The sequence below is a fragment of the Kribbella sp. NPDC004875 genome (assembly GCF_042873375.1).
Classification (GTDB): Bacteria; Actinomycetota; Actinomycetes; order Propionibacteriales; family Kribbellaceae; genus Kribbella.
In genome coordinates this window covers 946,998-972,364 of sequence record NZ_JBIALI010000002.1, presented here as the reverse complement: position 1 = coordinate 972,364, position 25,367 = coordinate 946,998, and the positions used below count along the sequence as shown (strand labels likewise).

At 69.5% G+C, this 25,367-nt stretch carries 22 protein-coding genes, 3 tRNA genes and 1 riboswitch; of the genes, 14 read left to right on the top strand and 11 right to left on the bottom strand.

Going from position 1 to position 25,367, the window contains the following annotated elements; genetic code table 11:
• Positions 1 to 143: 143 nt before the first annotated feature.
• From ACFYRH_RS15680 to ACFYRH_RS15665, 4 genes are all read left to right on the top strand, one after another.
• Positions 144 to 216, top strand: a tRNA-Gly gene (locus ACFYRH_RS15680).
• A gap of 49 nt (positions 217 to 265) precedes the next feature.
• Positions 266 to 336: transfer RNA gene (locus ACFYRH_RS15675), tRNA-Cys, on the top strand.
• A gap of 36 nt (positions 337 to 372) precedes the next feature.
• Positions 373 to 444, top strand: a tRNA-Val gene (locus ACFYRH_RS15670).
• Between the two features lie 162 nt (positions 445 to 606).
• Entirely contained in the window at positions 607 to 1,551 is a 945-nt protein-coding gene (locus tag ACFYRH_RS15665) for an aldo/keto reductase (protein ID WP_387774343.1), read from the top strand.
• A 50-nt stretch (positions 1,552 to 1,601) separates the two neighbouring features.
• Here ACFYRH_RS15665 and ACFYRH_RS15660 read toward each other — a convergent pair whose 3' ends face one another.
• The 5 genes from ACFYRH_RS15660 to ACFYRH_RS15640 all read right to left on the bottom strand — a co-directional run bounded on the left by ACFYRH_RS15660 (position 1,602) and on the right by ACFYRH_RS15640 (position 6,320).
• Positions 1,602 to 2,000: a MerR family transcriptional regulator gene (locus ACFYRH_RS15660; RefSeq protein ID WP_387774341.1), complete on the bottom strand. Its 399-nt coding sequence runs from the start codon at positions 1,998 to 2,000 to the stop codon at positions 1,602 to 1,604.
• 129 nt (positions 2,001 to 2,129) lie between these two features.
• Positions 2,130 to 2,963 carry an EamA family transporter gene (locus ACFYRH_RS15655; protein ID WP_387774338.1) on the bottom strand — a complete coding sequence of 278 codons (834 nt, stop codon included), beginning with the start codon at positions 2,961 to 2,963 and terminating at the stop codon, positions 2,130 to 2,132.
• 177 nt (positions 2,964 to 3,140) lie between these two features.
• Entirely contained in the window at positions 3,141 to 3,884 is a 744-nt protein-coding gene (locus ACFYRH_RS15650) for an SDR family NAD(P)-dependent oxidoreductase (RefSeq protein ID WP_387774335.1), read from the bottom strand.
• A gap of 15 nt (positions 3,885 to 3,899) precedes the next feature.
• Entirely contained in the window at positions 3,900 to 4,967 is a 1,068-nt protein-coding gene (gene rsgA / locus ACFYRH_RS15645; RefSeq protein ID WP_387774332.1) for a ribosome small subunit-dependent GTPase A, read from the bottom strand.
• Positions 4,968 to 5,117: 150 nt separating this feature from the next.
• Positions 5,118 to 6,320 (bottom strand): YhjD/YihY/BrkB family envelope integrity protein, encoded by a 1,203-nt coding sequence (locus ACFYRH_RS15640; RefSeq protein ID WP_387774329.1) that lies wholly within the window; start codon positions 6,318 to 6,320, stop codon positions 5,118 to 5,120.
• A 63-nt stretch (positions 6,321 to 6,383) separates the two neighbouring features.
• On the opposite strand from ACFYRH_RS15640, the gene ACFYRH_RS15635 reads away from it, so the two are divergent.
• Both ACFYRH_RS15635 and ACFYRH_RS15630 read left to right on the top strand, forming a co-directional pair.
• Positions 6,384 to 8,024, top strand: a complete 1,641-nt coding sequence (locus tag ACFYRH_RS15635) for an acyl-CoA dehydrogenase family protein (protein ID WP_387774326.1) — start codon at positions 6,384 to 6,386, stop codon at positions 8,022 to 8,024.
• Positions 8,024 to 8,102: riboswitch (ZMP/ZTP riboswitch) on the top strand. Its footprint overlaps the gene before it by 1 nt.
• 28 nt (positions 8,103 to 8,130) lie before the next feature.
• Positions 8,131 to 9,579 (top strand): glycine hydroxymethyltransferase, encoded by a 1,449-nt coding sequence (locus tag ACFYRH_RS15630; protein WP_387774323.1) that lies wholly within the window; start codon positions 8,131 to 8,133, stop codon positions 9,577 to 9,579.
• A gap of 8 nt (positions 9,580 to 9,587) precedes the next feature.
• Here ACFYRH_RS15630 and ACFYRH_RS15625 read toward each other — a convergent pair whose 3' ends face one another.
• Positions 9,588 to 11,138 (bottom strand): DHA2 family efflux MFS transporter permease subunit, encoded by a 1,551-nt coding sequence (locus tag ACFYRH_RS15625; RefSeq protein ID WP_387774320.1) that lies wholly within the window; start codon positions 11,136 to 11,138, stop codon positions 9,588 to 9,590.
• 62 nt (positions 11,139 to 11,200) lie between these two features.
• On the opposite strand from ACFYRH_RS15625, the gene ACFYRH_RS15620 reads away from it, so the two are divergent.
• Positions 11,201 to 11,671, top strand: coding sequence for a GbsR/MarR family transcriptional regulator (locus tag ACFYRH_RS15620; protein WP_387774317.1), 471 nt, complete (start codon positions 11,201 to 11,203; stop codon positions 11,669 to 11,671).
• 927 nt (positions 11,672 to 12,598) lie between these two features.
• On the opposite strand, the gene ACFYRH_RS15615 is transcribed toward ACFYRH_RS15620, so the two are convergent.
• The 3 genes from ACFYRH_RS15615 to ACFYRH_RS15605 all read right to left on the bottom strand — a co-directional run bounded on the left by ACFYRH_RS15615 (position 12,599) and on the right by ACFYRH_RS15605 (position 15,726).
• A complete protein-coding gene (locus ACFYRH_RS15615) occupies positions 12,599 to 13,765 on the bottom strand; it encodes an amidase (protein WP_387774314.1) in 1,167 nt (388 codons plus the stop codon).
• A gap of 198 nt (positions 13,766 to 13,963) precedes the next feature.
• The gene (locus tag ACFYRH_RS15610) at positions 13,964 to 15,163 is read right to left on the bottom strand and encodes an MFS transporter (RefSeq protein WP_387774311.1); all 1,200 of its coding nucleotides are present in this window, start codon (positions 15,161 to 15,163) and stop codon (positions 13,964 to 13,966) included.
• Complete coding sequence (locus ACFYRH_RS15605) at positions 15,160 to 15,726, bottom strand: ArsR/SmtB family transcription factor (RefSeq protein WP_387774309.1); 567 nt, start codon at positions 15,724 to 15,726, stop codon at positions 15,160 to 15,162. The genes ACFYRH_RS15610 and ACFYRH_RS15605 overlap by 4 nt, the downstream gene beginning before the upstream one ends.
• A gap of 411 nt (positions 15,727 to 16,137) precedes the next feature.
• Between ACFYRH_RS15605 and ACFYRH_RS15600 the strand changes: the two genes are divergently transcribed.
• From ACFYRH_RS15600 to ACFYRH_RS15580, 5 genes are all read left to right on the top strand, one after another.
• Complete coding sequence (locus ACFYRH_RS15600; RefSeq protein WP_387774306.1) at positions 16,138 to 17,826, top strand: nitrite/sulfite reductase; 1,689 nt, start codon at positions 16,138 to 16,140, stop codon at positions 17,824 to 17,826.
• Positions 17,827 to 17,968: 142 nt separating this feature from the next.
• A complete protein-coding gene (locus ACFYRH_RS15595; RefSeq protein WP_387774303.1) occupies positions 17,969 to 18,655 on the top strand; it encodes a phosphoadenylyl-sulfate reductase in 687 nt (228 codons plus the stop codon).
• A gap of 154 nt (positions 18,656 to 18,809) precedes the next feature.
• Positions 18,810 to 19,697 (top strand): sulfate adenylyltransferase subunit CysD, encoded by an 888-nt coding sequence (cysD, locus tag ACFYRH_RS15590; RefSeq protein ID WP_387774300.1) that lies wholly within the window; start codon positions 18,810 to 18,812, stop codon positions 19,695 to 19,697.
• Positions 19,697 to 20,983, top strand: a complete 1,287-nt coding sequence (locus tag ACFYRH_RS15585) for a sulfate adenylyltransferase subunit 1 (RefSeq protein ID WP_387774297.1) — start codon at positions 19,697 to 19,699, stop codon at positions 20,981 to 20,983. The genes cysD and ACFYRH_RS15585 overlap by 1 nt, the downstream gene beginning before the upstream one ends.
• Positions 20,980 to 21,774, top strand: coding sequence for a sirohydrochlorin chelatase (locus tag ACFYRH_RS15580; RefSeq protein WP_387774294.1), 795 nt, complete (start codon positions 20,980 to 20,982; stop codon positions 21,772 to 21,774). Before ACFYRH_RS15585 ends, ACFYRH_RS15580 begins: the two co-directional genes overlap by 4 nt.
• Positions 21,775 to 21,897: 123 nt before the next feature.
• On the opposite strand, the gene solA is transcribed toward ACFYRH_RS15580, so the two are convergent.
• Entirely contained in the window at positions 21,898 to 23,046 is a 1,149-nt protein-coding gene (gene solA / locus ACFYRH_RS15575) for an N-methyl-L-tryptophan oxidase (protein WP_387774291.1), read from the bottom strand.
• 60 nt (positions 23,047 to 23,106) lie between these two features.
• On the opposite strand from solA, the gene ACFYRH_RS15570 reads away from it, so the two are divergent.
• Entirely contained in the window at positions 23,107 to 23,334 is a 228-nt protein-coding gene (locus tag ACFYRH_RS15570) for a ribbon-helix-helix protein, CopG family (RefSeq protein ID WP_387774288.1), read from the top strand.
• Positions 23,334 to 24,467 (top strand): Clp protease N-terminal domain-containing protein, encoded by a 1,134-nt coding sequence (locus ACFYRH_RS15565; protein ID WP_387774285.1) that lies wholly within the window; start codon positions 23,334 to 23,336, stop codon positions 24,465 to 24,467. Before ACFYRH_RS15570 ends, ACFYRH_RS15565 begins: the two co-directional genes overlap by 1 nt.
• Positions 24,468 to 24,470: 3 nt before the next feature.
• On the opposite strand, the gene ACFYRH_RS15560 is transcribed toward ACFYRH_RS15565, so the two are convergent.
• Complete coding sequence (locus tag ACFYRH_RS15560) at positions 24,471 to 25,352, bottom strand: polyphosphate kinase 2 family protein (protein ID WP_387774282.1); 882 nt, start codon at positions 25,350 to 25,352, stop codon at positions 24,471 to 24,473.
• Between the last annotated feature and the right edge of the window lie 15 nt (positions 25,353 to 25,367).

Below are 25,367 nucleotides of genomic sequence, written 5' to 3'. Positions count from 1 at the left end.
ATCCGTGGGGCTGGTGTGACGAATGGGGTGTCTTTCACGCTCGCCGTACCCGGGGCGCGACGCTGCGGAATCCGGTTTTTGTCCGGGCGGAAAGTGCGCTACTGTTCTGCTCTCGCACCGAGCGGAAACACTCGGAGCGAAGCGCGGACGTAGCTCAGTTGGTAGAGCGCAACCTTGCCAAGGTTGAGGTCGCCGGTTCGAACCCGGTCGTCCGCTCGGAGAGGGTTCGGCAGGCCACCGTCCTCAGATGTCGAACAGCCTCAGTGGTGGAGTGGCCGAGAGGCGAGGCAACGGCCTGCAAAGCCGTGTACACGGGTTCGAATCCCGTCTCCACCTCGAGAACCACAGGCGAGTGTGTTGAGTGGTTTTCTTGGACGATTGGCGCAGCGGTAGCGCGCTTCCCTGACACGGAAGAGGTCACTGGTTCGATCCCAGTATCGTCCACGAAGTCGATAGGCGACTCGTGTCCGCGGAAAGCGCGGACCGGGTCGCCTTCGTCATGTCGTGCGGCTGCGCTGCGCTTGCCGCGAGCGCTCCGCTCCTAGTTCTGCCATTGGGATTGGTGTGGGTTGACCTGGTGTGCGGTCCAGGGACGAGGGTGGCGGCATGAGAGAGATTGCGGATCGAATCGCCTTTGGGGCTATGTACCTTGGGACTCGGCTTGGGGAGCGGGAGAGTTTCGCGTTGCTCGACCGGTATGTCGAGTTGGGCGGGCGGTGGATCGATACGTCCAACAACTACTCGTTCTGGGAGCATCCGTCCGGCCGGGGCGGGCAGAGTGAAGAGGTGATTGGGCGTTGGTTGGCGGCCAACCCGGGAGTACCGGTTCGGCTCAGTACGAAGGTGGGGGCGCAGCCGCGGTTCCCTGGGGGGTTTCCGGACCATCTGGAGGGGCTCGCGCGGGACGTCGTACGGGCCTCGCTGGCGGAGAGCCTGACGCGATTGGGGCGCGAGCGGGTCGATCTGTACTGGGCGCATGTCGAGGACGACGCCGTGTCGCCGGACGACCTCATCGGGACGTTCGGAGAGCTGGTCGGCGAGGGGACGATCGGAGCGTACGGAGTGTCGAATCACCCGTCCTGGCTGATTGCTGAGCTGCGAACACGGGCCGAACTCGCGGGCAGACTCGGTCCTTCGGCATGGCAGATGCGGTACTCCTACTTCCAGCCGCTTCCCGGCGCGCCGGTCGAGGGGCAGCCGCTGCCGCTCGGGATGCTGAGCCACGACGGCGTCGAGCTGCTCCGTCGGCAGCCCGACCTGTCGGGCTGGATCTACACGTCACTGCTACTCGGTGCCTACGAGCACGATGAGCGGCTCGCGGCGGAATACCGGCACCCGGGGAACGTACGCCGATCCGCCGCTCTGGACGAGGTCGCCAAGGACCGGGGGTTGTCGCGCAGTCAGGTCGTACTGGCGTGGCTCGCCGGCGGCCGGCCGGCGCTGGTGCCGATCGTGGGCGCGAGCCGGCCGGAGCAGGTGGAGGAGGCGATGGCCGCGGTCGCGACCGACCTCACGACCGACGAACAAGAACGCCTCGACACCGCCAGCTGACCAGCCGATCCGGTGAGTGGCGGAGCGTCGAGGTAGCTGAGGCTCGGGGGTCACTCCGATCCGGGTGAGCGCTGCTCGGAGAAGTACTGGATCTTCTCGTCGAGCACCTTGACCGCGGCCTGGATCGTGGCCACGCGCTCCAGCAGGTCCACGCGCCGGTCGGCGAGGAACGCGACCTTGTCCGTGAAGTCCCCGGTCCTGCGCAGCAATCCGGTGAACTCGCGCAGATCGTTGATCCCCAGGCCCGCATCCCGCAGGCACGTGACGACCCCGACCCAGGCCAGATCGCCCTCGGAGTAGCGCCGGTGCCCCGCGCTGTTCCGCGCGATCGGTCCGACGAGGCCTTCCCGTTCGTAGTACCGCAACGCGTCCAGGCTGAGCCCGCTCTTCTCGGCGGCCGCAGCGGGCGTGAACCCGTCCGTGCACCGTCCCTCCTGGATGGAACTCATCCCGCGAGTCTTTCACGATCGGCCACAGGTACGGGCAGCCGTCGGGACGTACGGGGTGGACCGGGGAGGATTACTGGCCGATTCGGGTGGGTGATCCTCCCCGGTCGGATGGGACGGGGTGACTTGAGGTCAGGTACGGCGGGACTGGGCTGCTGCTGCGGCCAGTAGGACGGCTGCGCCGAGTGCAGCGACTGCGGTCAGATGGTCGTGGAAGGCGACGATGCCTATGGCTGTGGCCACGACCGGCTCCAGTAGGGCTATGACGGAGGCGGTGGACGGCTTCAGTGTCTTCAGGGCTGTGTAGAAGAGCGTGTAGGCGAGTGCTGTGGGGACGAGGCCGAAGTATGCGATCAGGAGCCAGCCGGCTGCTGTCGAGGGCAGGGCGGCGAACGGCAGCAGGAGGGTGGCGCCGACCGTGAAGCCGAGCAGGGCGCTGGTCAGAGGGTTGGCGGTGTCGCGGTTGGCGAGGGTGGTTGCCGAGTAGCCGGCGGCGGACAGGAGGGCTGCGGCGACGCCGGCGAGGTCGGCTGTGGCTCCGGGGGTGATGGTCAGAAGCGCCAGGCCGGCCACCGCGACGACGATCGGCAGGGTCAGGCGTTCGCGACTCGCCAGGGTGATGAAGATCGGGCCGGCGCCGAGCGCGATGACGGTCGCCAGGCCAACGCCGATACGCGGGATGGCGGCGAAGTAGCCGATCTGGCAGACCGCCAAACCCACGCCGCTGAGGAGATATCGAGGTAGCACGCGGACGAGGGTGGACACCGATGTGAAGGCTTGGCGGGTGGCGAAGTGGGCGAGGGCCAGCCAGGCTGCGGCGGCCGCCAGGCGCCAGAAGGAGACGGCGAGAGGCGTGAGGTCGGCGTACTGGTGGAGCAACGCGCCGGTGGGGCCGCCGGTGCCCCAGGTCAGGCCGGCGAGGACGACGTGGACGAGGGCGCGCCCCGTCGAGGAACGGTGATGCATCGGACACTCCGGATGGTGCTCGCAGCGAATGGTCGGGGCGTCTGCGAACAGCCCGAAGAAGCCCAGGTCGCAGGACCTGAGCGCGAGGATGCCGTCCGCTAAGCGGCGGCCGGCGGAGTGATGATGCGATGCACGAGAGGGACCCTAGCCAGTCCCCCGGCGGAGGGGCGAGCGGATTTACATCCGCAGGTACGAGCCGCCGTTGAAGTCGAGGACCGTGCCGGTGGCGAACTCGGCCTCGGGCGACGACAGGTACATGATGGCCGCCGCGACCTCTGACGGATCGGCCACGCGCTCCAGTGGGCTCTCCAGCCGGCGCCGGTCGTAGCCCTCGCCCGCCAGGTTCACCGCAGCCATATCGGTCACCGTCCACCCCGGAGCGATCGCCGTGACCGCGATCCCTTCCGGGCCCAGCGCGCGCGCCAAGGACTGGGTGAACGAGACGATCGCTGCCTTCGAGGCGCCGTACGCCGGCTGGTTCGGCTCACCGCGGAACGCGCCCCGGGACGACACGTTGACGATCCGGCCGCCGCGTCCCATGTGCCGGACCGCGCACCACGTGACGTTGGACGGGCCGACGAGATTCACCGCGAGCGTGTCCGCCCACGCCTGCTGCCACTCGGCGTACGTCGTCTCGCGGATGCGGTGCGGGTGATACACCCCCGCGTTGTTCACCAGTACGTCGATACCGCCGAGCGCGGCCGCAGCCTCGGACACCATCGACTGGATCGCGTCCGGGTCGGCCAGATCCGCCTGTACGGCGACGTGCCCCTCCCCCGGCAGTTCCTTCACCACCTGCGCCGCAGCGTCCGGCGACGAGCTGTAGTGGACGGCCACCCGGTCTCCGGCGGCGGCAAACGCCTGCGCGGTCGCCGCACCGATTCCCCTGGAGGCACCTGTGATCAGGACAGCACGATCCATGCCCCGATCCTTTCACTACGGCCGCGGCTTGATGTCCTTGCGGTACGACTTGCTGGCCCGCACCCAGTCCTTCTTCGCCTGCGCACGCACCCGCGCGTCCGCACGACGAGCCATGTACGCCGCCTCGCGCTGCAGCTTCACCCAGCTGTCGTAGCGCCGGTACGGCAGCGTGCCGTCGTCCAGAGCCGCCCGTACGGCGCAGTCCGGCTCCATCACGTGCGAGCAGTCCTTGAACTTGCACTGCTCCGCCAGCGCCGTGATGTCCGGGAACGCCGCGGCCAGTCCCTCCCCGGACTCCTGCAGACCGATGCCCCGCAGTCCAGGCGTGTCGACGACGACCCCGCCACCCGGCAGCACGATCAGCTCGCGCCGTACCGACGTATGGCGACCTTTCCCGTCTTCACGGATGTCCTGGACGTCCAGCAACTCAACGCCGGCCAGTGCGTTCACCAGTGACGACTTGCCGGCCCCACTGGACCCCAGCAGCGCCAGCGTGGCGTTCCCGTCCAGCAGTGCGCGTACGTCGTCCAGACCAGCGCCCGTGGTCGCACTGCACACCAGTACGTCGGCACCGGGCGCGGCGACCGCCACGTCGTCGGCCACCAACTCGGCGTCGGTCACCAGATCGGATTTCGTCAGTACGACGACCGGTCGCGCACCGCTCTCCCACGCCAGCGCCATGAAGCGCTCGATGCGGACGATGTTCGGTTCCGGGACCAGACCGACCACGATGGCGATCACGTCGACGTTTGCCGCGAGCACCTGGCCACGCGACGACCCGCCGACCTCGGCGCGGACGATCGACGTACGGCGTGGCAGCACCGACTCGACCGTGATGCGGTCATCCGGCCAGAACCGCAGTACGACCCAGTCGCCGGTACACGGGCCGGCGTGGGGGTCGGACGCGATCGCGGCGAGCAGTGCACCGGACCAACCGGCGCGCACCGGCCCGTCCGCGGTGAGAACAGTAGCCAGGCCTTTGTCGACCCGGGTGACGCGTCCCGGGACCAGTTCGTCCGGGACAGACTGCAGGTATTCGGCCGTGGAACTGTCGAGTCCCAGGGCCTGGAGTGTGGCTGACATGCGGCGAACCTTTCGGAGGGTCCGGCCGCGAGATCAGCTCAGCGGACGGACGGTGTGGGAGACAACGGCCCGTCGGGCCTGTTCGTAGCTCATGGCGGGGTGCCTCCCTTCCAGTCCTTGCGGTCCAGCCAGGACCGTTTCGCGATGCCGTCAGCCTAGGTCGTCGGTCTCACTCTGCGCACCGGATTTTCCGACCGACGCCGGCTTCCGCTCCGCCTCGGGCTCCGCATCAGCTGTAGCCGGCGCGGACTCCGGCTGAGGTGCCCGCTTCGGCTCCTGCGGCGCCGGCTTCGGTTCCGGCAGCGGCCCGGCGAGCTTCTCGATCTTGCGGGCAGCTCCCGTCTCCGGACGCTCGTCCGACGCGAGCGGCGTCAGCGAGTGCGGCTCGGGGTGCTCGTGGTGCCGCTCCGGCTCCGCCTTCATCACCGGCTCGACCTCGGCGTCCTCGCTCGAGTCGTCATCAGCGCGCTCAGCTGCGTTGACCTCCGTGACCTGTGCCTTGTGCGGCCACAGCCGGTCCACGACCGCGTTCAACGCGGCACCGATGAGTACGGCGATCGCGGTCATGTAGAGCCACATCAGTACGGCGATCGGCGCGGCCAGTGGCCCGTAGATCGACGTACCGCCGACGGTGCTCTGTAGGATCCAGCGGAGCACGAAGCTGCCCAGGATCCAGATCGACAGTGCCAGGAACGACCCCGGCAGATCGGAGACCCAGGGAGTCCGGATCGGCACCGACAGGTGGTAGAGGGTGTTCAGGAAGCCCGCGGACAGGATCGTGACCACCGGCCAGTACAGCTGGTTCAGGAAATCCAGCCGGTGCGGCAACAGGTCGTTGACCGCGCTCGGTCCGGCCAGCACCAGCGGCAGCACGATCACGCCGATGATCAGCGCGGCGCAATACAGGCTGAAGGACAGCGCGCGGGTGCGGACGATGCCGCGCTTGCCGCCCATCCCGTACATGATCGTGATGGTGTCGACGAACACGTTCAGCGCGCGGCTGCCGGACCACAGCGCCAGCACGAAACCGATCGAGATGACGTCCGGGCGGCCGCCGTTCAGCACCTGGTCGAGCGTCGGCGCGATCACGTTCTTGATCGAGTCGTCGGTCAGCGCCCGGGCGGCCAGGTCGACGATCTGCTGCTTGATGTCGTTGATCGTCTCGACCTCGAACCACTTGCTCGCGATGTAACCGAGCGAGCCGGCGAGCCCGAAGATCAGCGGCGGCAGCGAGAGGATCGCGAAGAACGCCCCCTCGGCCGCGAGACCGGTGACCCGGTAGCGCAGGCAGACCCCGATGGTCTGGGTGAGCAACTTCCAGGTCGTCGAGGGGATCCTGCGAACCCATGCCAAGGAGAGGGAGCTCCCACCCGTGGGTCCTGCCCCAGAACGTGCCATACCGCTTACCGTACTGACATGGCGGACCCATTCGCGGTAACGAACCAGGCTCCCCCACTGCGGGGCGTGAACTTCTTCACCCGCGACACGGCACTTGGTGACGCTCTGCGTCCGTACGCCGGTGAGTCGGGGGCGATCACGAGCGACGCCGGACTGCAGCGGATCGGCGAGCTCGCGGGCTCCGAGGAGGCCCGCGCGCACGCTCTCCCGGCGAACCAGAACCCGCCGGTCCTGCGCACCCACGACCGCTACGGCCACCGCGTCGACGAGGTCGATTTCCACCCGTCGTGGCACTGGCTGATGGAGCAGGCCGTCGGTTTCGGGCTGCAGGCCGCGCCGTGGACGAGCGACCGCCCGTCACCGCACCTGACCCGGGCCGCCGGGTTCTACCTGTGGTCCCAGGTCGAGCCCGGCCACGGCTGCCCGATCTCGATGACGTACGCCGCGGTGCCCGCGCTCAAGGCCGACGAGCGGCTCGCGAAGGAGTGGATACCGCAGCTCGCCTCGACCGAGTACGACGTACGGCGGCTGCCCGCGGCGGAGAAGAACGGCGTGCTCGCCGGGATGGGGATGACCGAGAAGCAGGGCGGCTCGGACGTCCGGGCGAACCTGACCACCGCGACGCCGGCCGGTGCCGACGGTGAGTACCGGCTGCACGGGCACAAGTGGTTCTGCTCGGCGCCGCAGGTGGACGTCTTCCTCGTCCTCGCCCAGGCGCCGGACGGGCTGAGCTGCTTCGTCGTACCGCGGGTCCTTGCCGACGGCAACCGGAACCCGTTCGCGCTGCAGCGGCTCAAGGACAAGCTCGGCAACCGGTCGAACGCGTCCAGCGAGGTCGAGTTCCACGGCACCGTCGGGTATCGCCTCGGCGACGAGGGCGCCGGGGTCCGGACGATCATCGAGATGGTCGCGGCGACCCGGCTGGACTGCGTGCTCGGCTCGTCCGCGCTGCAGCGGCGGGCGCTGGTCGAGGCGATCTGGCACACGCGGCACCGCAGCGCGTTCGGTGGGCTGCTCGCCGACAAGCCCGCGATGCAGAACGTGCTCGCCGACCTGGCGATCGAGAGCGAGGCAGCCACAGCGCTCGGTATGCGGCTCGCCGCGGCGGTCGACGCGTCCCTGGCCGGCAACGAGCAGGAGGCCGCCTTCCGGCGGATCGGCTTGCCGTTGGCGAAGTTCTGGGTGTGCAAGCGGACGCCGTTCATGGTGGCCGAGGCGCTCGAATGCCTCGGCGGCAACGGGTACGTCGAGGAGTCGGGCCTCCCGCTGCTCTACCGGGAGTCGCCGCTGAACTCGATCTGGGAAGGTTCGGGCACTGTCAACGCGCTCGACGTACTGCGGGCACTCCGCCGGCCCGAGTCGCTCGACGCCTGGCTGCTCGAGGTCGGCGCCGCGCAAGGTGCCGACGCGCGGCTGGACGCGGCGGTGAACGACGTCCTGCAAGCGCTTGCTGATCTCGGGAACGCCGAAGCCGGCGCGCGCCGGCTGGCCGCGCAGATGGCCCTGTGCCTGCAGGCCTCGCTACTGATCCGGCACTCCACTCCCGCGGTCGCCGACGCGTTCGTCGCGGCGCGATTGGCCAACGACTGGGGCGGTGTGTTCGGCACGTTGCCGAGGACGACGCCGTTCGAGCAGATCGTCGCCCGCGCGATAGGGTGAGCTGGTCGCGACTGGCGCGCTAGGTGGAGTACCACCGGGGAGCGAAATCCGTCGGCACCGTGCGCCTGGGTGCCTTCGACCCACTGCAACCGCAGGAGAGACAACGATGACTCAGCCCTTCGACGCCGCCGCCGCGTCGGCCGCGTACAACAACGCGCTCCAGGTGATCGCCGCGGTGGAGCCCACCATCGCCGGCGCGATCAGGTCCGAACTGGCCGACCAGCGTTCCTCGCTGAAGCTGATCGCGAGTGAGAACTACGCCTCCCCCGCCACCTTGCTGACGATGGGCAACTGGCTGTCGGACAAGTACGCCGAGGGCACCATCGGGCACCGTTTCTACGCCGGCTGCCAGAACGTCGACACCGTCGAGCAGACCGCCGCGGACCACGCGACCGCGCTGTTCGGCGCACCGCACGCGTACGTCCAGCCGCACTCCGGCATCGACGCGAACCTGGTCGCCTTCTGGGCGATCCTCGCGCAGCGGATCGAGTCCCCGGCACTGGCCGAGGCGGGCGCGAAGCACGTCAACGACCTCACCGAGGAGGACTGGACCAAGCTCCGCAAGGCGCTCGGCGACCAGAAGATGCTCGGCATGTCGCTGGACGCCGGCGGTCACCTCACCCACGGGTTCCGGCCGAACATCTCCGGCAAGATGTTCAACCAGCACTCCTACGGCACCGACCCGGAGACCGGCCTGCTCGACTACGACGCAGTGGCCGCGGCCGCTCGTGAGTTCAAGCCGCTGATCCTGATCGCCGGCTACTCGGCGTACCCGCGCAAGGTGAACTTCGCCAAGATGCGCGAGATCGCCGACGAGGTCGGAGCCACGCTGATGGTCGACATGGCGCACTTCGCCGGCCTGGTCGCGGGCAAGGTCTTCACCGACGACTTCGACCCGATCCCGCACGCGCACGTCACCACCACGACGACGCACAAGTCGCTGCGCGGCCCGCGCGGCGGCATGGTGCTCTGCCAGCCGGAGTACGCCGAGTCGGTGGACCGCGGGTGCCCGATGGTCCTGGGTGGTCCGCTGAGCCAGACGATGGCGGCGAAGGCGGTCGCGCTGGCCGAGGCGCGGCAGCCCGCCTTCCAGCAGTATGCGCAGGCCGTCGCCGACAACGCGGTCACGCTGGCCGAGGGGCTGATGAAGCGCGGCGTGAAACTGGTGACCGACGGCACCGAGAACCACCTGGTGCTGCTGGACGTCTCGTCGTACGGCATCACCGGACGGCAGGCCGAGTCGGCGCTGCTCGACGCGGGCATCGTGACGAACCGCAACGCCGTACCGCGGGACCCGAACGGCGCCTGGTACACCTCCGGCGTCCGGATCGGCACACCGGCGCTCACCACCCGCGGCTTCGGCGGCGACGAGTTCGACCGGGTGGCCGAGCTGATCGTGGACGTGCTGTCCGCGACCACGCCGACCACCACGTCCGCGGGTGCTCCGTCGAAGGCGAAGTACGTGCTGGCCGACGGGGTCGCCGACAAGACCAAGGCCGCTTCGGCCGAGATGCTCGACAAGTTCCCGCTGTACCCGGGCCTCGAGCTCAACTGATCGCCGGCTCAACTCATCACTGACTGCCCGCTCTCACTCTGCTGGGGGCGGGCAGCTCTCTTCGGCATCAGTACGGCGGCCAGCACCGCGCCGGCGACCGCGATCGCACCGGACACCCACATCGTGGTGTTCAAGCTGGTGATGAACGCATCGCGTACGTCGCTCAGGAGCCCCGCCGAGCCCGTCGTGGTCGCCACCGCAAGCCCACCGCCGAGACTCTTCCGCACCGCATCGGCAGCCTGCGCAGGGAGGCCGGTCGTGTCGACGTTGGAACGGTAGACCGAGTTCAGCACGGTCCCGAGGACGGCGACGCCGACCGTGCCGCCGACCTGCCGGAACGCCTGCAGCAGACCGGATCCGGTGCCGGCCCGCTCCGGGTCGAGGACCCCGAGCGCCGCGTTCATTGCCTGCGGCATCGAGCAGCCGAGGCCGAAACCGACCACCACGAACCAGATCGCGGTGTACCCGTACCCGGTGCCGAGCTCGGTGAAGGCTCCGAGCACGAACCCGGCCGCCATCACCACGAAGCCCGCCATCACGACCAGCCGGGTCCCGATCCGTGCCTCCACCGGCTCGGCCAGCTTCGCACCGACGGTCATGCCACCGATGAACGGCAGCAGCTTGAGCCCGGTGTGCAGAGCGTCCGACCCGTCGATGCCCTGGAAGTACTGCGGCATCGTGAACAGCAACCCGAAGATCGCGAACACCGACACCGTCAGCAGCACGGCGCCCCCGGTGAACACCCGCTCGCGGAACAACCGCAGCTCGATCAACGGCGCACTGTTCCGCCGCTGCCACACCAGGAACCCGGCGATCAGGACCACGGCCAGCGCGAGGAACGACACCGTGACGCCGGCTGTCCAGGAGGTCTCGCCGGCCTTCGTCACGCCGTACACGAGCGCGGCCAGCCCGGCGCTGGACAGCAGGATGCCGAGCCAGTCGATCGCCGGCCGGTTCGCGCTCCGGCTCTCCGGGACCAGCAGCGTCACCGCCAGCGCGGCGAGGAAGGCGATCGGGACGTTGATCACGAAGATCCACTGCCAGCCGGCGTGGTCGAGGAGCAGGCCGCCGACGATCGGGCCGAGCGGCATACCGATGCTGTTGGCAACGACGAAGAAGCCGATCGCCTTCTTCCGATCCACCTCGGTGCGGAACAGCACGGTGATCAGCGACAGCGCCACCGGGACGATCATCGCGGCGCCGATCCCGAGGAACGCCCGGGCGGCGATCAGCGCCCCGGCCGAGTCGGACAGCGCGCAGGCGAGCGACGCGAGCCCGAACAGGCTGAGCGCGATCGCGATGATCTTCCGCCGGCCGAACCGGTCGCCGAGCAGACCGGCCGGCAGCAGCAGCGCGGCGAGCACGAGGTTGTAGCTGTTCGCCATCCACTGCAGCTGGCTGGTCGAGGCGTCCAGGTCCTGGGCGAGCGTGGGCAGCGCGACGTTCAGCACGGTGGTGTCGAGACCGAGGACGAGGACGGCGAGACAGAGTGCGATGAGGACACCGAAGCGGCGGGCGCCGGTGAGCGTCGGCGTGGAGGTGTCGGTGGTGGTGGTCACGCATTCAAACTATCAGAAATCTTTGATAGTTGCGATAAATCAAATTACTGTAAGCTTCAACCATGGCGTCCGCACCGAGTCCGGAAGAGATCAGTCAGTTCGTCGAGCGGTTCGCCGGGGTGCTGGCGAACAGTGGCGTACCGACGATGTCGGCGCGGGTGATGGGCGCGATGCTGGTCAGTCCGAACGGCACGATGACCGCCGCCGAGCTGGCCGATCTGCTGAAGATCAGCCAGCCCGCCGTCTCGGGGGCGGTCCGCCAGCTCCTCCAGGTGTCGTTCATTTCGCGGGAGCGGCTGCCGGGGTCCCGCAAGGACCACTACCGGATCCGCGAGGACGTGTTCGCCGCGATCCTGGAGCGCCGGAATCAGGCGCTCAGCGAGTGGGAGTCGACCAGCCGCTCGGGCGCCGCGCTGTTCGGTGCGGAGTCCGCCGTCGGCGCCCGGCTGACCGAGGCCGCCGACTTCTTCGCCTTCATCCACACCGACATGGACCAGATGATCAAGAACTGGCGCGCGGAGCATCCGGGGTGAATCGCCGCGCGGCGAACAACCTCGCCGGTACGGCGTGGCTCGACAGCGACTACCGCCGCGCGTGGGAGACGCGCATCATGCGCCGCCGCGTCCCGCTCTACCGCGCCGGCATCGCCGCGCTGCGTGCGCTGAACGCCGTCACTGGTGGCCCGAACCGCCCCTCGCTACAGGTCACCAGCTGGAAGCGCGTCGGCGCACACGGCGGCACCTACCTGATGGACAAGCTGGAGACGATGACCGGGCGCACCGACCGTCCGATCACGTCGCGATCCGAGCTGCGGGCTCGGACGTCGTTCGCGGCCCGGCTGGCGCGCGCCGTCTCCGCCGATGAGTGGCCGCAGATCATCGCCGAGTACGACCGGCGGCGGCGTGGCGAGCAACCGCAGTACCACTATGTCGGTCATCGGCCGCTGAACACGGCGTCGCACGCGCTGATGGACGAGGCCTGGGTGCGTGGTGAGCTGCCGACGGACCTGTTCCGGGCCTGGAACAGGCTGAAACTCGAGGACCACGGGGCGCTCTACAGCGAATTCTTCACCCACGGCAAGGCGCGCAGGTACGCCGGCGGTGAGACGAATCCCGGTTTCAGATGGGGCCGGATCATGTTCGACGTCAACTGGCGGCGTACCGCGACACTCGCTCGCGAGCGGCAGATCCTTCGGCGGAGTCGCTGGCTGCGGGTGACGGAGCTGGTCAAGTTCGCACGGGTCGAGTTCAAGGAGGTGTTTCGGCCGCCGCGGGCCGGCTCACCAGCGATCGCGACGGATCGGGAGGTGTACACGCCGGAGGTCGTCGCAGCAGTCGCCGACTTCGTGAAGCCCGAGCCGCTCCGCTCCCCCACCGCCCGCGGTGAGACGACGCCGAACCTGACCCGCGCGGCCGCCATCGATGTCGCGAACACCTTCGCGAGAGCGCTGCTGCCCGCGGTCAGTCGGCAGGCGGCAGCAGCTCGACCTGGAGCCGACGGGCAACCTCCAGGGCAACCTCGTCCGCTCCGTGCGGAGCAACAACCTGGGCACCCACCGGCAGCCCGTCCGCCAGACCGGCCGGCACACTCACCGCGGGATGACCGGTCACGTTGAACACCCAGCACGGGTCGCCGGTGACGATGCTCGCCTCGTGCTGGTCGTAGCCGTGGGCAACAGTCAGCGTCGTCGGCGTGACCAGCGCGTCGACCTCCGCGAACAGGTCAGCGAGCGAAGTGTTGTTGTGATCCCGCACCTCCCGGGCCCGATGCGCCGCGTCGGCCTCCGCGCCGCGTCCGTTGTCCAGTCCCGACAACACCGGCCACGCCTCATCCGTCGGCGCCAACTCCAGCGGTACGTCGACCACCTCGACGTCGGCCGCCGACACCCGATCCCGGAGCACCCGGTCCACACCGGGATCGGCCGGACACACTCCTAACGTCGAGTGATACGCAACCCGCAGTACCCCCGCCACTCGCGCAGGCACCGGCCACTGCGGTAGCGCAGTCGGGTCGAGTCGATGCGGGCCACTCGCAACGCTGGTCGCGAGAACGACGTCGTCGAGGTCCGCGCCGATCAGTCCCGCCGTGGTCAGGCCACCGAGTCCGCGCCCACCCGGCCGCGGGATCCGGCCGTACGTTCCCTTGAACCCGACGATCCCGCAGAAGGACGCCGGGATCCGCAGCGACCCACCGCTGTCCCCACCCGTCGCCAGCGGTACGACGCCTGCCGCCACGGCTGCCGCTCCGCCCGCGGTCGAGCCGCCGGGTGAGCGCGTCAGATCCCACGGGTTGCGGGTGTAGTCCCGCCCGTTCCACCCGAACGTCTGCGAGATCGCACCAGGACGGGCCCGCGTCGACCGGCCGATCGGGATCGCCCCGGCCGCGATCAACCGGGCGAGGATCGGCGCGTCCGGCGGCGTCCGGGACTTGATCAGAAACGGCACTCCGGCCAACGCCCCGCTCGGCTCCAACCGCTCGGCCGCCGCGCGAGCTCCGTCAGCATCCAACTCGTCAAGGAAGTGCAGCACCGGATCCAGTCGCCGAGCAGCGTCCAACGCCGCCTCCACCACCTCGACGGCGCTCGAACTCCCCGACCGCACCCGCGCCGCAATCCCTCGAGCCGTCATCGCACCGTCCTCCCCAGCAGCTCGACAGTACGTATACGCGTCCTACACGCCGCTCGCAGGTCATCGCACGCCTGACGGCCGGCAAGGTCTTCAGGCAGTGAAGGTATACGTACTGTCGAGCTGCCGGGCATCGGCGGTCTGACGACGCGAGGAGCCTGCAGGCGAAGCCGAGCCGGTGCACAAGCGTCGTACGCGAAGTCAGCGATTGACCCGGATCGCCGACCACACCATCAGCGCCGCGAAGGCCGCGCCGAGCAGCGCACAGGCGGCCGCGACACCGGTCAGCGAGATCAGCGCGCCGAAGCCGGTCATCGCCAGTGGCATCAGGCCTTCGTCGGAGAGGCTGACGATGCTCGACGTCCGGCCGAGGAAGGCGGGATCGATCGTCTGCTGGAACGCGCCGGACAGCAGCGCCGAGGCGAGGCCGGCCGTCGCGCCGATCACACCCATCGCGACGAAGACCGCGAACCGCGGGACGGAGCCGATCATGACACAGCCGGCCGCCTGGAGGATCAGCAACAGCAGCCCGGCCCGGGCCGGATTCGGTGGCTTCCAGCGCATCGCCAGCAGAGCGCCGAGCGCGGCGCAGATTCCCGAGCACGCCTGGAACCAGCCGAGCGCTGCCGGACCCCAACCGTCGAGATGCACCCGCTGCACCAGACCGACGGCCAGCACCGGACCGACACACAGGTTGAGACCGAAGAACGCGATCACCAGCGTGCGCGCCACCTCGTCCCGGCGGAGGTACCCGAACCCGGCCGCCAGGTCCCGCCGGATCGGCTCCCCGCTCGACGGCGGCCGCGGGAATCGCGGGCGGACCACGAAGGCCAGAACCACCGCGATGACTCCGAACGAGACCGCATCCACCACCATGACGGTCACCAGGCCACCGCGTGCGACCAGCAGACCACCCAACGGCGCACCGACGAACACTGCCAGCCGGTTCGCCAACTGTCGCCCCGCCGCCAGCGCGACCAGGTCGTCGGGCCGTACCATCCGCCGCGGGAGCGTGCCGGACGCCGGGTTGTAGAGCGCATCGACCGCTCCGAAGAACACCGCGATCGCCAGCAGCAACGGAAGCGACACCTGACCGGCGGCAACGACGAGGGCCGCGACGACCAGTACGGCGATCCGCCCGAGGTTCGCAACGATCATCGTGCGACGGCCGTCGAGCCGGTCGGCGAGTGCACCTCCGAACAGCAGGATCAGCGCCCGCGGCAGCGCGCCGATGCCCATCACGAGACCGGCGGCGGCGGGTGACGCGACCTGCGCAGCGCTCCAGGCGAGACCGACGTACCAGGCGACGTCTCCGGCCTCGGAGACCGCGCCGGACAGGATCCAGGCGTGCACCCGCCGGTCGCGGCGGAGCGGCGGCAGGACGGCGACCGACTCGCTCACGGCCGGGCCGGTACGCCGTGGGCGAAGACGTAGACCGGCGTCGCGGACGGCTCGGTCGACGGGTTCTCGTAGTACTCCTGGATCAGGTCGCCGATCCGGTCGCCGAGCTCGGCCAGGCGCTCCGGGGTCAGCCGCAGCCAGCTGTCGGACGCGAAGGCGGCCCGTGACCACTCTTGGTCGTACTCGTGGCGAAGGTCGAACCACGCACGGACCTTGTCCGCGTGGTGTGTGACGTTCCTCTCCTCGGCCACGGTGGCGATCAGCTCGCCGGCAGGCTCGCCCTCGGCGTCCGCAACCGACCAGCTGTACGACTGGTGAGCACTGCGCCACCAGCGCTCGCGCCGGTTCTTCGCCAGCTCGGGAGCCTCCTCGATGACCTCGGCGGCCGCCAGCACCTTCAGGTGGTGGCTGATGTTGCCGACCAGTTCACCGGTCCGGCCGGCCAGCTGCGAGGCGGTGGCGGGGCCGTCGACGCCGAGCAGGTCAATCAGCCGCCGTCGCAGCGGGTGATGGATGGCGGCGATCACCGAGGAGCTCGCCGAACGCCGATTCGCGGGTGCCATGCGCCGTACCGTAGCTTTCACAAGACCTCTTGCACAAGAGTTCTTGTACGACGAATTCAGCGCTCGAATCAATCTCCACCAGACTGCTAGAGATAGCCACATCGTGAGATCTGGTCTCAAGATGTAGGAATGGGAGTTGATTTGTCAGGCGCTGACGCTGACGCTTGTGGACATGCTCGCTGCCCTCTCCACCCACCTCGTAGGTCGGCTCCATGTCGACCTCGGGCGGATGCGCAGCGCCATCTGTTGTCCTTCGATGTTCTGACAGCCACCCTGCCCGGGCCAACGACGGCCCCCTGATCACCCCCGATCACCGCTGGGTGCGCACCGCACGGAACGCATCGAACCGACGACGCTTCGAGCCTTCCGGCCTCGGTGAGCACCTGTCACGAGGACAAGGACACGCCCCCGATGACTGCTGGCGTCACCTCCGCTGCCCGTAAGCCCGCCCGCCCCCGCAAGGGCAAGGGCGAAGGCCAGTGGGCGCTCGGCTACCGCGAGCCGCTGAACAAGAACGAGGAGAACAAGAAGAACGACGACGGGCTGAACGTCCGGGCCCGGATCGAGAACGTCTACGCGCACCGGGGCTTCGACTCGATCGACCCCGCCGACCTGCGCGGCCGGTTCCGCTGGTGGGGGCTGTACACGCAGCGCAAGCCCGGGATCGATGGCGGCAAGACCGCGACGCTCGAGCCGGAGGAGCTGGACGACCGCTACTTCATGATGCGGGTCCGGGTCGAGGGTGGTCAGCTGACCACGGAGCAGCTCGCGGTGATCGCCGAGGTCTCCACGAAGTACGCACGCGACACCGCGGACATCACCGACCGGCAGAACATCCAGTTGCACTGGATCGCGATCGAGGACGTGCCGGCGATCTGGCAGCAGCTGGAGGCCGTGGGGCTGTACACCACCGAGGCGTGCGGTGACGTGCCGCGCGTCGTGATCGCCAGCCCGGTCGCGGGGATCGCCGCGGACGAGATCATCGACCCGACGCCGGCCATCGACGAGATCGTCGAGCGCTACATCGGCAGCGACGAGTTCTCCAACCTGCCGCGGAAGTTCAAGACCGCGCTGACCGGTCACCCGTCGCACGACGTCGTACCGGAGGTCAACGACATCGCGTTCGTCGGGGTCGTGCACCCCGAGCACGGGCCGGGCTTCGACCTGTGGGTCGGCGGTGGGCTGTCCACCAACCCGATGCTCGCGCAGCGGCTCGGCACCTGGATCCCGCTGGACGAGGTGCACGAAGCCTGGTGGGGCGTCACCAGCATCTTCCGCGACTACGGCTACCGCCGGCTGCGGACCCGGGCCCGGCTCAAGTTCCTGGTCGCCGACTGGGGCGTTGAGAAGTTCAGGGAAGTTCTCGAAACCAAGTACCTGAAGCGGAAGCTGATCGACGGCCCGGCGCCCGAGGTGCCCGCGGTCCAGGGTGACCACGTCGGCGTGCACAAGCAGAAGGACGGCAAGTACTACGTCGGCGTCGCGCCGGTCGTCGGCCGGGTCTCCGGTACGACACTCACGAAGGTCGCGGACGTGGTGGCGCGGCACGGGTCGAACCGGATCCGGACGACCGCGCAGCAGAAGCTGCTGGTGCTGGACGTCGACGAGGCCCAGCTCGACTCGCTGATCGCCGAACTGGACGCGCTCGGGTTCCGGGCGAAGCCGTCGGCTTGGCGGCGGAACACGATGGCCTGCACCGGCATCGAGTTCTGCAAGCTGGCGATCGTCGAGACCAAGGCCAAGGCGGCGCGGCTGATCGAGGAGCTCGAGGAGCGGATCCCCGAACTCGACGTACCGATCACGGTGAACCTGAACGGCTGCCCGAACTCCTGCGCCCGGATCCAGACCGCCGACATCGGTCTCAAGGGCCAGCTGGTGATGAATGCCGAGGGCAAGCAGGTGCCGGGCTACCAGGTGCACCTCGGCGGCGGTCTCGGCCTGGACGCCGGGTTCGGCCGCAAGCTCCGCGGCCACAAGGTCACCGCCGACGACCTCACCGACTACGTCGAGCGGGTCACGCAGAACTACCTGAAGGAGCGCAACCCGGGCGAGCGCTTCGCCCAGTGGGTCACCCGTGCGGATCAGGAGGCACTCCAATGAGCGAGCGTGCGGCACCTCTGTACTGCCCGTACTGCGGAGACGAGGACCTCAGGCCCTCCGAGGAGGGGCACGGCGCGTGGGAGTGCCGGCCCTGTGCACGGGTGTTCCAGCTCAAGATGATCGGACTGCGGGTGACGGTGGAATGACGACGGACCTGAAGACCATCGCCGAGGAGGCGAACGAACGGCTCGCCGACGCGTCGGCCGTGGAGGTCCTGGCGTGGGCGCGCGAGACCTTCGGTGACGAGTTGGTGGTGACCGCCTCGATGGCCGACGGCGCGCTCCCCCATCTCGCCGCGCAGGCGGCGCCCGGGGTCGACGTACTGTTCCTCGACACCGGCTACCACTTCGCCGAGACGATCGGGACCCGCGACGCGGTGGCGGCGACGCTGCCGATCACGCTGATCAACGCGACCCCGAAGCAGACGGTCGCGGAACAGGACGCGGAGTACGGCGAGAAGCTGCACGACCGCGACCCGAACAAGTGCTGCGCCCTGCGCAAGGTCGAGCCGCTGAACCGGTACCTGTCCGGCTACAAGGCCTGGGTCACCGGCATCCGCCGCGAGGAGGCTCCGACCCGCGCGAACACTCCCGTCGTCGAGTACGACGAGAAGCGCGACATGGTGAAGCTGAACCCGATCGCGCCCTGGACGCAGGACGACCTGGATACCTACATCCAGGACAACGGCGTACTGGTGAACCTGTTGCAGTACGACGGCTACCCGTCGATCGGCTGCGAGCCGTGCACCCAGCGCGTCGCCCCGGGCGAAGACCCGCGCAGCGGCCGCTGGGCCGGAACGGGCAAAGTCGAATGCGGGCTCCACACATGAGCACTGTGCTTTTGGCCGGGCCTTCGGCGCCGGCAGGGTCACGGGGCTCGACCTCCCGGTCTTCCCTCGTCGCTCCAGTCGCTGCGCTCCCTCCGCTCCTCAGTCCAGACCGGGAGGCCCCGTGACCACGACAACTCCTCCACCACAGGCAACTGTGACAGAGCTCGATGCTCTGGAGAGTGAATCGATCTTCGTGTTCCGGGAGGTGGCGGCGGAGTTCGAGCGGCCGGTGATCCTGTTCTCCGGTGGTAAGGACTCGATCGTGATGCTGCACCTGGCGCGGAAGGCGTTCGCGCCGGCCGGGGTGCCGTTCACGTTGCTGCACGTCGACACCGGGCACAACTTCCCCGAGGTACTCGCCTACCGCGACCGGGTCGTGCAGGAGCTCGGGCTGCGGCTCGAGGTCGCCGGCGTCGAGGAGTACATCGCCGACGGCCGGCTGCGCGAGCGCACCGACGGGACGCGGAACCAGCTGCAGACGATCCCGTTGCTGGACGCCATCAACAGCCACCGTTTCGACGCGGTGTTCGGCGGCGGCCGGCGCGACGAGGAGCGGGCGCGGGCCAAGGAGCGGATCTTCAGCCTGCGCGACGAGTTCGGGCAGTGGGACCCGCGCAACCAGCGCCCGGAGCTGTGGTCGCTGTACAACGGCAAGCACCGGCCGGGTGAGCACGTCCGGGTGTTCCCGCTGTCCAACTGGACCGAGCTGGACGTCTGGAACTACATCGAGCGCGAAGGCATCGACCTGCCGAGCATCTACTACGCCCACGAGCGGGACGTGTTCGAGCGCGACGGCATGTTGCTTGCCGTCGGCCCCTACTCACGCCCGCGCGACGGCGAGGACGTCGTACGCCGGCTGGTGCGCTACCGGACCGTCGGCGACATGTCCTGCACCGGTGCCGTCGCGTCCACGTCGACGACACCCGCCGAGGTGGTCGTCGAGGTCGCGGCCAGCGAGATCACCGAGCGCGGCGCGACTCGCGCCGACGACCGGGCCAGTGAGGCCGCCATGGAAGACCGCAAGCGAGAGGGGTACTTCTGATGAGCACCCTGTTGCGGCTGGCAACAGCCGGTTCGGTCGACGACGGCAAGTCCACCCTGGTGGGCCGGCTGCTGCACGACTGCAAGGCGATCCTCGCCGACCAGATCGCGCACGTGAAGACGGTCTCCGAGGCCCGTGGTGGCGACTTCGACTTCGCACTGCTCACCGACGGCCTGCGCGCCGAACGCGAGCAGGGCATCACCATCGATGTCGCCTACCGGTACTTCGCGACCGACAAGCGATCGTTCATCCTGGCCGACTGCCCGGGGCACGTGCAGTACACCCGCAACACCGTCACCGGCGCCTCGACCGCGGATGTGGTGATCATCCTGGTCGACGCGCGCCACGGCGTACTCGAGCAGACCCGCCGGCACCTCGCGGTCGCGGGGCTGCTGCGGGTGCCGCACGTCGTGCTCGCGGTGAACAAGATCGACCTGGTCGGCTACGACGAGGCCGTGTTCACCAAGATCGCCAAGGAGGTCAACGAGGTCGCCGACCACCTCGGCATCGCCGACGTCCAGGCCATCCCGGTCTCCGCCCTCGTCGGCGACAACGTCGTCGAGCGCTCCCCGCGGACCGAGTGGTACGACGGGCCGACGCTCCTCGAGCTCCTGGAGAACGCGAACGGCCGCACCGACACCTCACAGCAGCCGCTGCGGTTCCCGGTCCAGTACGTGATCCGCCCGCAGACCGACGACGAGTACCGCGACTACCGCGGCTACACCGGAACCGTTGCCTCCGGCACCGTCACGGTCGGCGACCCGGTGATCGTGCTGCCCGCGGGCCGCCGTACCACGATCGCGGGGATCGACCGCCCGGTCGTCACCGCGACCTCCACCGCGGTGGCCGAGCGGCCGTCCGCGGTCGCCGGCGAAGCGGTCACCGTCCGGCTCGCCGACGACATCGACGTCGCCCGCGGCTCGGTGATCGTCGCGGCCGAGGCCTCCCCCGGCACCCGCCGGGAACTGGCCGGCACCGTCAGCTGGCTGTCCGACCGGCCACTGACCGTCGGGGCCCGGGTGCTGATCAAGCACACCACCACCACCGCGCAGGCGATCGTCACCAAGATCACCGGCGCGCTGGACCTCGACACGCTCGGAGTCATCGACGCCACCGAGCTCGCCCTGAACGACATCGGCAAGGTGCAACTCAAGATCGCCGCACCGCTGGCCGCCGACCCGTACTCCCGCAACACCATCACCGGATCGTTCCTGCTGATCGACGCCCACGACGGGTGGACGCTCGCGGCCGGCATGATCGACGACGAAGAAGGGGAACTGCTGTGACTGCTCCAGCGCTCGTGATCCTCGCCCACGGCAGCCGCGACCCGCGCTCGGCCGCCACCGTCCACTCGCTCGTGAAGTGCCTGCGCGAGCTGCGTGACGACCTGCGGATCGAAGCCTCCTTCCTCGACCACTGCCCGCCCACGCCGTACCAGGTGATCGGCAAGCTCGCCGCCGAAGGGGTCGAAGAGGTCGTCGTCCTGCCGCTGCTGCTGTCCGAGGCGTTCCACGCGCGGGTCGACGTACCCGCCGTGGTGGACGAGGCGCGGTCGCGGTTCCCCGGTCTGCGGATCATCGCCTCCGACGTTCTCGGGTACGACGACACGCTGCTCGACGTGATCGACCGGCGGATGCGGGCCGAGCTGAAGGACGGGCGGGTGCGGGAGCTCGACGCGCTGGTGCTGGCCTGCGCCGGATCCAGCGACTCGCAGGCGAACGCCAGCGTGACCCGGCTCGCGCGGCTCTGGGGTCAGCGCCACAAGCTCCCGGTGACGGCCGCGTTCGTCTCGGCCGCGTCACCGTCGCCCGCCGAGGCCGTCTTGCAGTGGCGCCTCGAGGGCCGTCGGCACGTGGCGGTCGGCTCGCTGTTCCTGGCCCCCGGCGTACTGCCCGACCGGGCCGAGTCCACGGCTCGCCGGGCCGGTGCGGTCGCGGTGTCGCGTCCGCTGGGCGTCAGCGCCGAGGTGGCCCGTCTGGTCCTCCTCCGGTACGGCGTCGCCGGCCTCGACCTGCTGACGCTGGAGCCGGCCCCGCGCCCGGTCATCGCCCGCCCCGAGCTCGTCCGCACCGCTTAGGACGGGATCGGCCCACTCACCGCCCCGAGCTCGTCCGCACCGCTTGAGGCCGGATCGCCACCACTCACCAACCCCGCGCGCAGCGGGGTTGGTGAGCGCATCGTGAGCGTGCGACCGCGCCGGTCAGCGGTGTTGCTGAGTGGTGGCGGTCCACCTGTTCGGATCGATGAAGGAGACGTCGGTGTACGGCGTCTCCTTCGTCGTGAGTTGGGCCAGCAGCTCGCCGACCCCGGCGCAGTGCTTGAACCCGTGCCCGCTGTCGCCGCCGGCGATGACCAGCCGCTCGTCCTGCCGCCCGACCAGGAACTGACCGTCCGGCGACTCCGTCACCATGCACGGAATCGCCTGCACCGGCGCCGGGTCCAGCCCCGGGAACGCCCGGCCGACCGCCGCGGCCAGCTCGGCGATGTCGTCCAGCGGACGGATCGAGCGATCGAGCTCGTCGGCGTCGAACCCGCTCACCTGCCGCCCGCCGTCGAGCCCGACCTTCACCCCGAACCCGTCACCCGAGCCGTGACCCCACAGCCCGCGCCCGTCCGCGAACTCCCAGATGAACGCCGGGAAGTTCTCCAGCCGGAACGCCTCGGACTCCGGATCGGCCGGCTGGAACCAGAACATCGGCGTACGCCGCGGCGACAGCGGCAGCCCCGGGACCAGGTTCCCCAGCCACGCCCCCGCGCACACCACGACCTGGTCCGCCTCGATCTCGAGCGTCGGCGTCCGCACCGTCACGCCGTCGGACCGTAGGTCGATCCCCGTCACCATCGTGTGCGGGTAGACGGTCGCACCCAACCGCTCGGCCTCCGCGACGTGCGCCCGTACCGTCGGCTCGGCCAGGCAGATCCCTGCCCCGGGATCCCAGATCGCGACGTTGCCGTCCTCCAGCGCGTACTGCGGGAATCGCGCAGACAGCTCGTCGTGGGTCAGCTCCGTGACCGCCGCGCCGGCCGCGGTCGCCGCCTTCCGCGCACCTGTCACGGGCCGGCTCCCCGGACCGCCGAGGTTGAGGGATCCGGTCTGGCGGACGTACGTCTCCCCCGTGCGCTCGCCCAGCTCGGTCCACAGCGCCAGGGACTTCCGAGCGATCGGGGTCAGTCCCGGATGCTCCAGGCAGGCCACCCGGAACAGCCGCGTGGTCCCGTGCGACGACCCCAGCGGATGCCCGATCGCCTGCCGCTCGATCCCCACCACGTCCACGCCGCGCGCCGCGAGGCGCCACAGCGCCGCCGACCCGAACGCACCCAACCCGATCACCACGACATCCGTCCGCATCCACCAACCCTCTCAGACGCCGAGGTCGCCACCAACCGATAGCGTGATATCTTGCTATCCATGGCGAAGGACGCGACCAAGAACATCCTGCTGCGGCTCGACCCCGAACTGGCCGAGCGGCTGCAGACCGTGGCGTCGGTGGAGGGCCGGTCGGTGTCCGACGTGGCGCGTGAGGCGATCGCGGCGCTCGTCGATCAGCGCCGGCAGGACAGCCGGTTCAGCCGGCTGCTCGAGGAGAACCTGGTCCGGCACGAGGAGTCGCTGCGCCGGCTCCGGGGAGACGACTGATGCGCCACCTCGGCCGGTACGACGTCCTCGCCGTCGCCGCCCGGATCCTGCGCTGCGGGTCCGACGACGTCGTTCGCCGGTCGAACCTCGACGCGATCGATCGGGTGCTGGACGGCGTACGGATGACGAGTGGGCTGGCCCAGGCCGCTGGGGTGCTGCTGGCGGGTCTGGTGCGGGCGCGGCCGTTCCACGGCGCCAACCGGGTCGTGGCGGTCGCCGTCGTCCTGCAGTTCGTCTCGATGAACCGGGCCGAGCTGCAACTGGAGCCGGTAGCCGACGTCGACGACCTGCTCGACCGGATCACCGCCGGGGACGCGAGCCACGAGGAGGCGGCGGCCTTCATCCGTAGCCGCCTGGAACACCAGCCGGTGACCGCCCGGGACCTGGAGGACCACCTGCAGATCGAGCTGGTCCTCGAGCAGGAAGTGCTGACCTTCGACGTCGAGCAGGACCTTGAGCACGACCTTGAGCACGACCTTGAGCTCGAATGGTGGAGGGGACTCGAGATGTACGAACAGTTCGGCGATCCGGCCCGGCAGGTCATCGTGCAGGCGCAGGAGGAGGCGCGCAGTCTCGACCACGTGTACGTCGGGACCGAGCACCTGCTGCTCGGACTGATCAAGCAGGGCAGCGGCCTCGCGGCACGGGTGCTCGCCGATCTGGGGATCACCGCGCCGGCGGTGCGCGATCTCGTCGTGGAGATCATCGGTCGCGGCACAGGTAGCGGGACCGCCGGTTCGATCCCGTTCACGCCGCGGGCGAAGAGCACGTTCGAGTTCGCGTGGCGCGAGGCCCGGGCGCGTGGGGCGGAGCAGGTCGGGCCGGAACATCTGCTGCTCGGCGTACTGCACGACGGCGACGGGGTCGGCGGCCAGATCATCACGAAGCTCGCCACCGACACCGACGAGGTCCGTCGCAAGCTCGAGCAGCGGATCAGCTACCGGCAGCGGTCCGAGGCGCTCGTCACCGACATGCTCGCCGAGGACGCCGGGCAGGCGTGGACGACGTACGGGCGCCGGCACCACCTGACCCACGAACTCAACCAGGTCCTCGACGAGAACGACCACCTGCACGAGCAGGTCGCGAGGCTGCGCGACCTGCTGCGCCGGCACGGGATCGATCCCGACAGCTGACCGTCAGGTCGCGGCCAGGCGCTTCTTCTCCTCGTCGACGTCGAAGTCGGCGGCCGGCCACTGCGGGTTCAGCTCCTTCAGCGTCTCCAGCATGATCGTGGTGACCGCCCAGTTCCGGTACCACTTGCGGTCACTCGGGATCACGTACCAGGGCGCCTCGGGCGTGTTACAGCGCTCGATCGCGGCGTGGTACGCGTCCATGTAGTCCGGCCAGAGCTTGCGCTCGTCGACGTCGCCCGGGTTGTACTTCCAGTGCTTGGTCGGGTCGTCGAGCCGCGCCTCGAGGCGGCTGCGCTGTTCGTCGGACGAGATGTGCAGGTAGCACTTCACGATCGTCACGCCCGCGGCGGTCAGCTCGGCCTCGAAGTCGTTGATCTGCCCGTAGCGCCGGTTCCAGACGTTCGGCGTGACGAGCTCGCGGACGCGGGCGATCAGCACGTCCTCGTAGTGCGAACGGTCGAAGATCCCGATCATCCCCGGACCGGGCAGCGCCTGCTTGATCCGCCAGAGGAACCCGCGGCGCTTCTCGGCCGGCGTCGGCGCCTTGAACGAGGTGATCTTCAGCCCCTGCGGGTCCATCAGCCCCGCACCGTGCCGGATCACACCGCCCTTGCCGGAGGTGTCCATGCCCTGCAGCACCAGCAGCACGCTGCGCTCCCCGCCGCTGCGCCCCTCGGCGAACAGCCGCTCCTGCCAGTCCGAGATCTCGGCCCCGAGGCCCTCCAGGGCCACCTTGCCGTCGTCCTTGGACCCGTCGAACCCAGGCGTGGCGCGCGTGTCGTACGTCGTCAGGTCCACTTCCCCGACCGGCACTCGCAGCTGCTCCCGCAGTCCCCCACCAGCTGCTTTGCCGGCCGCCTTCGAGCCCTTCTTCTGCTTCGCCATCTCCACATCCTGCCG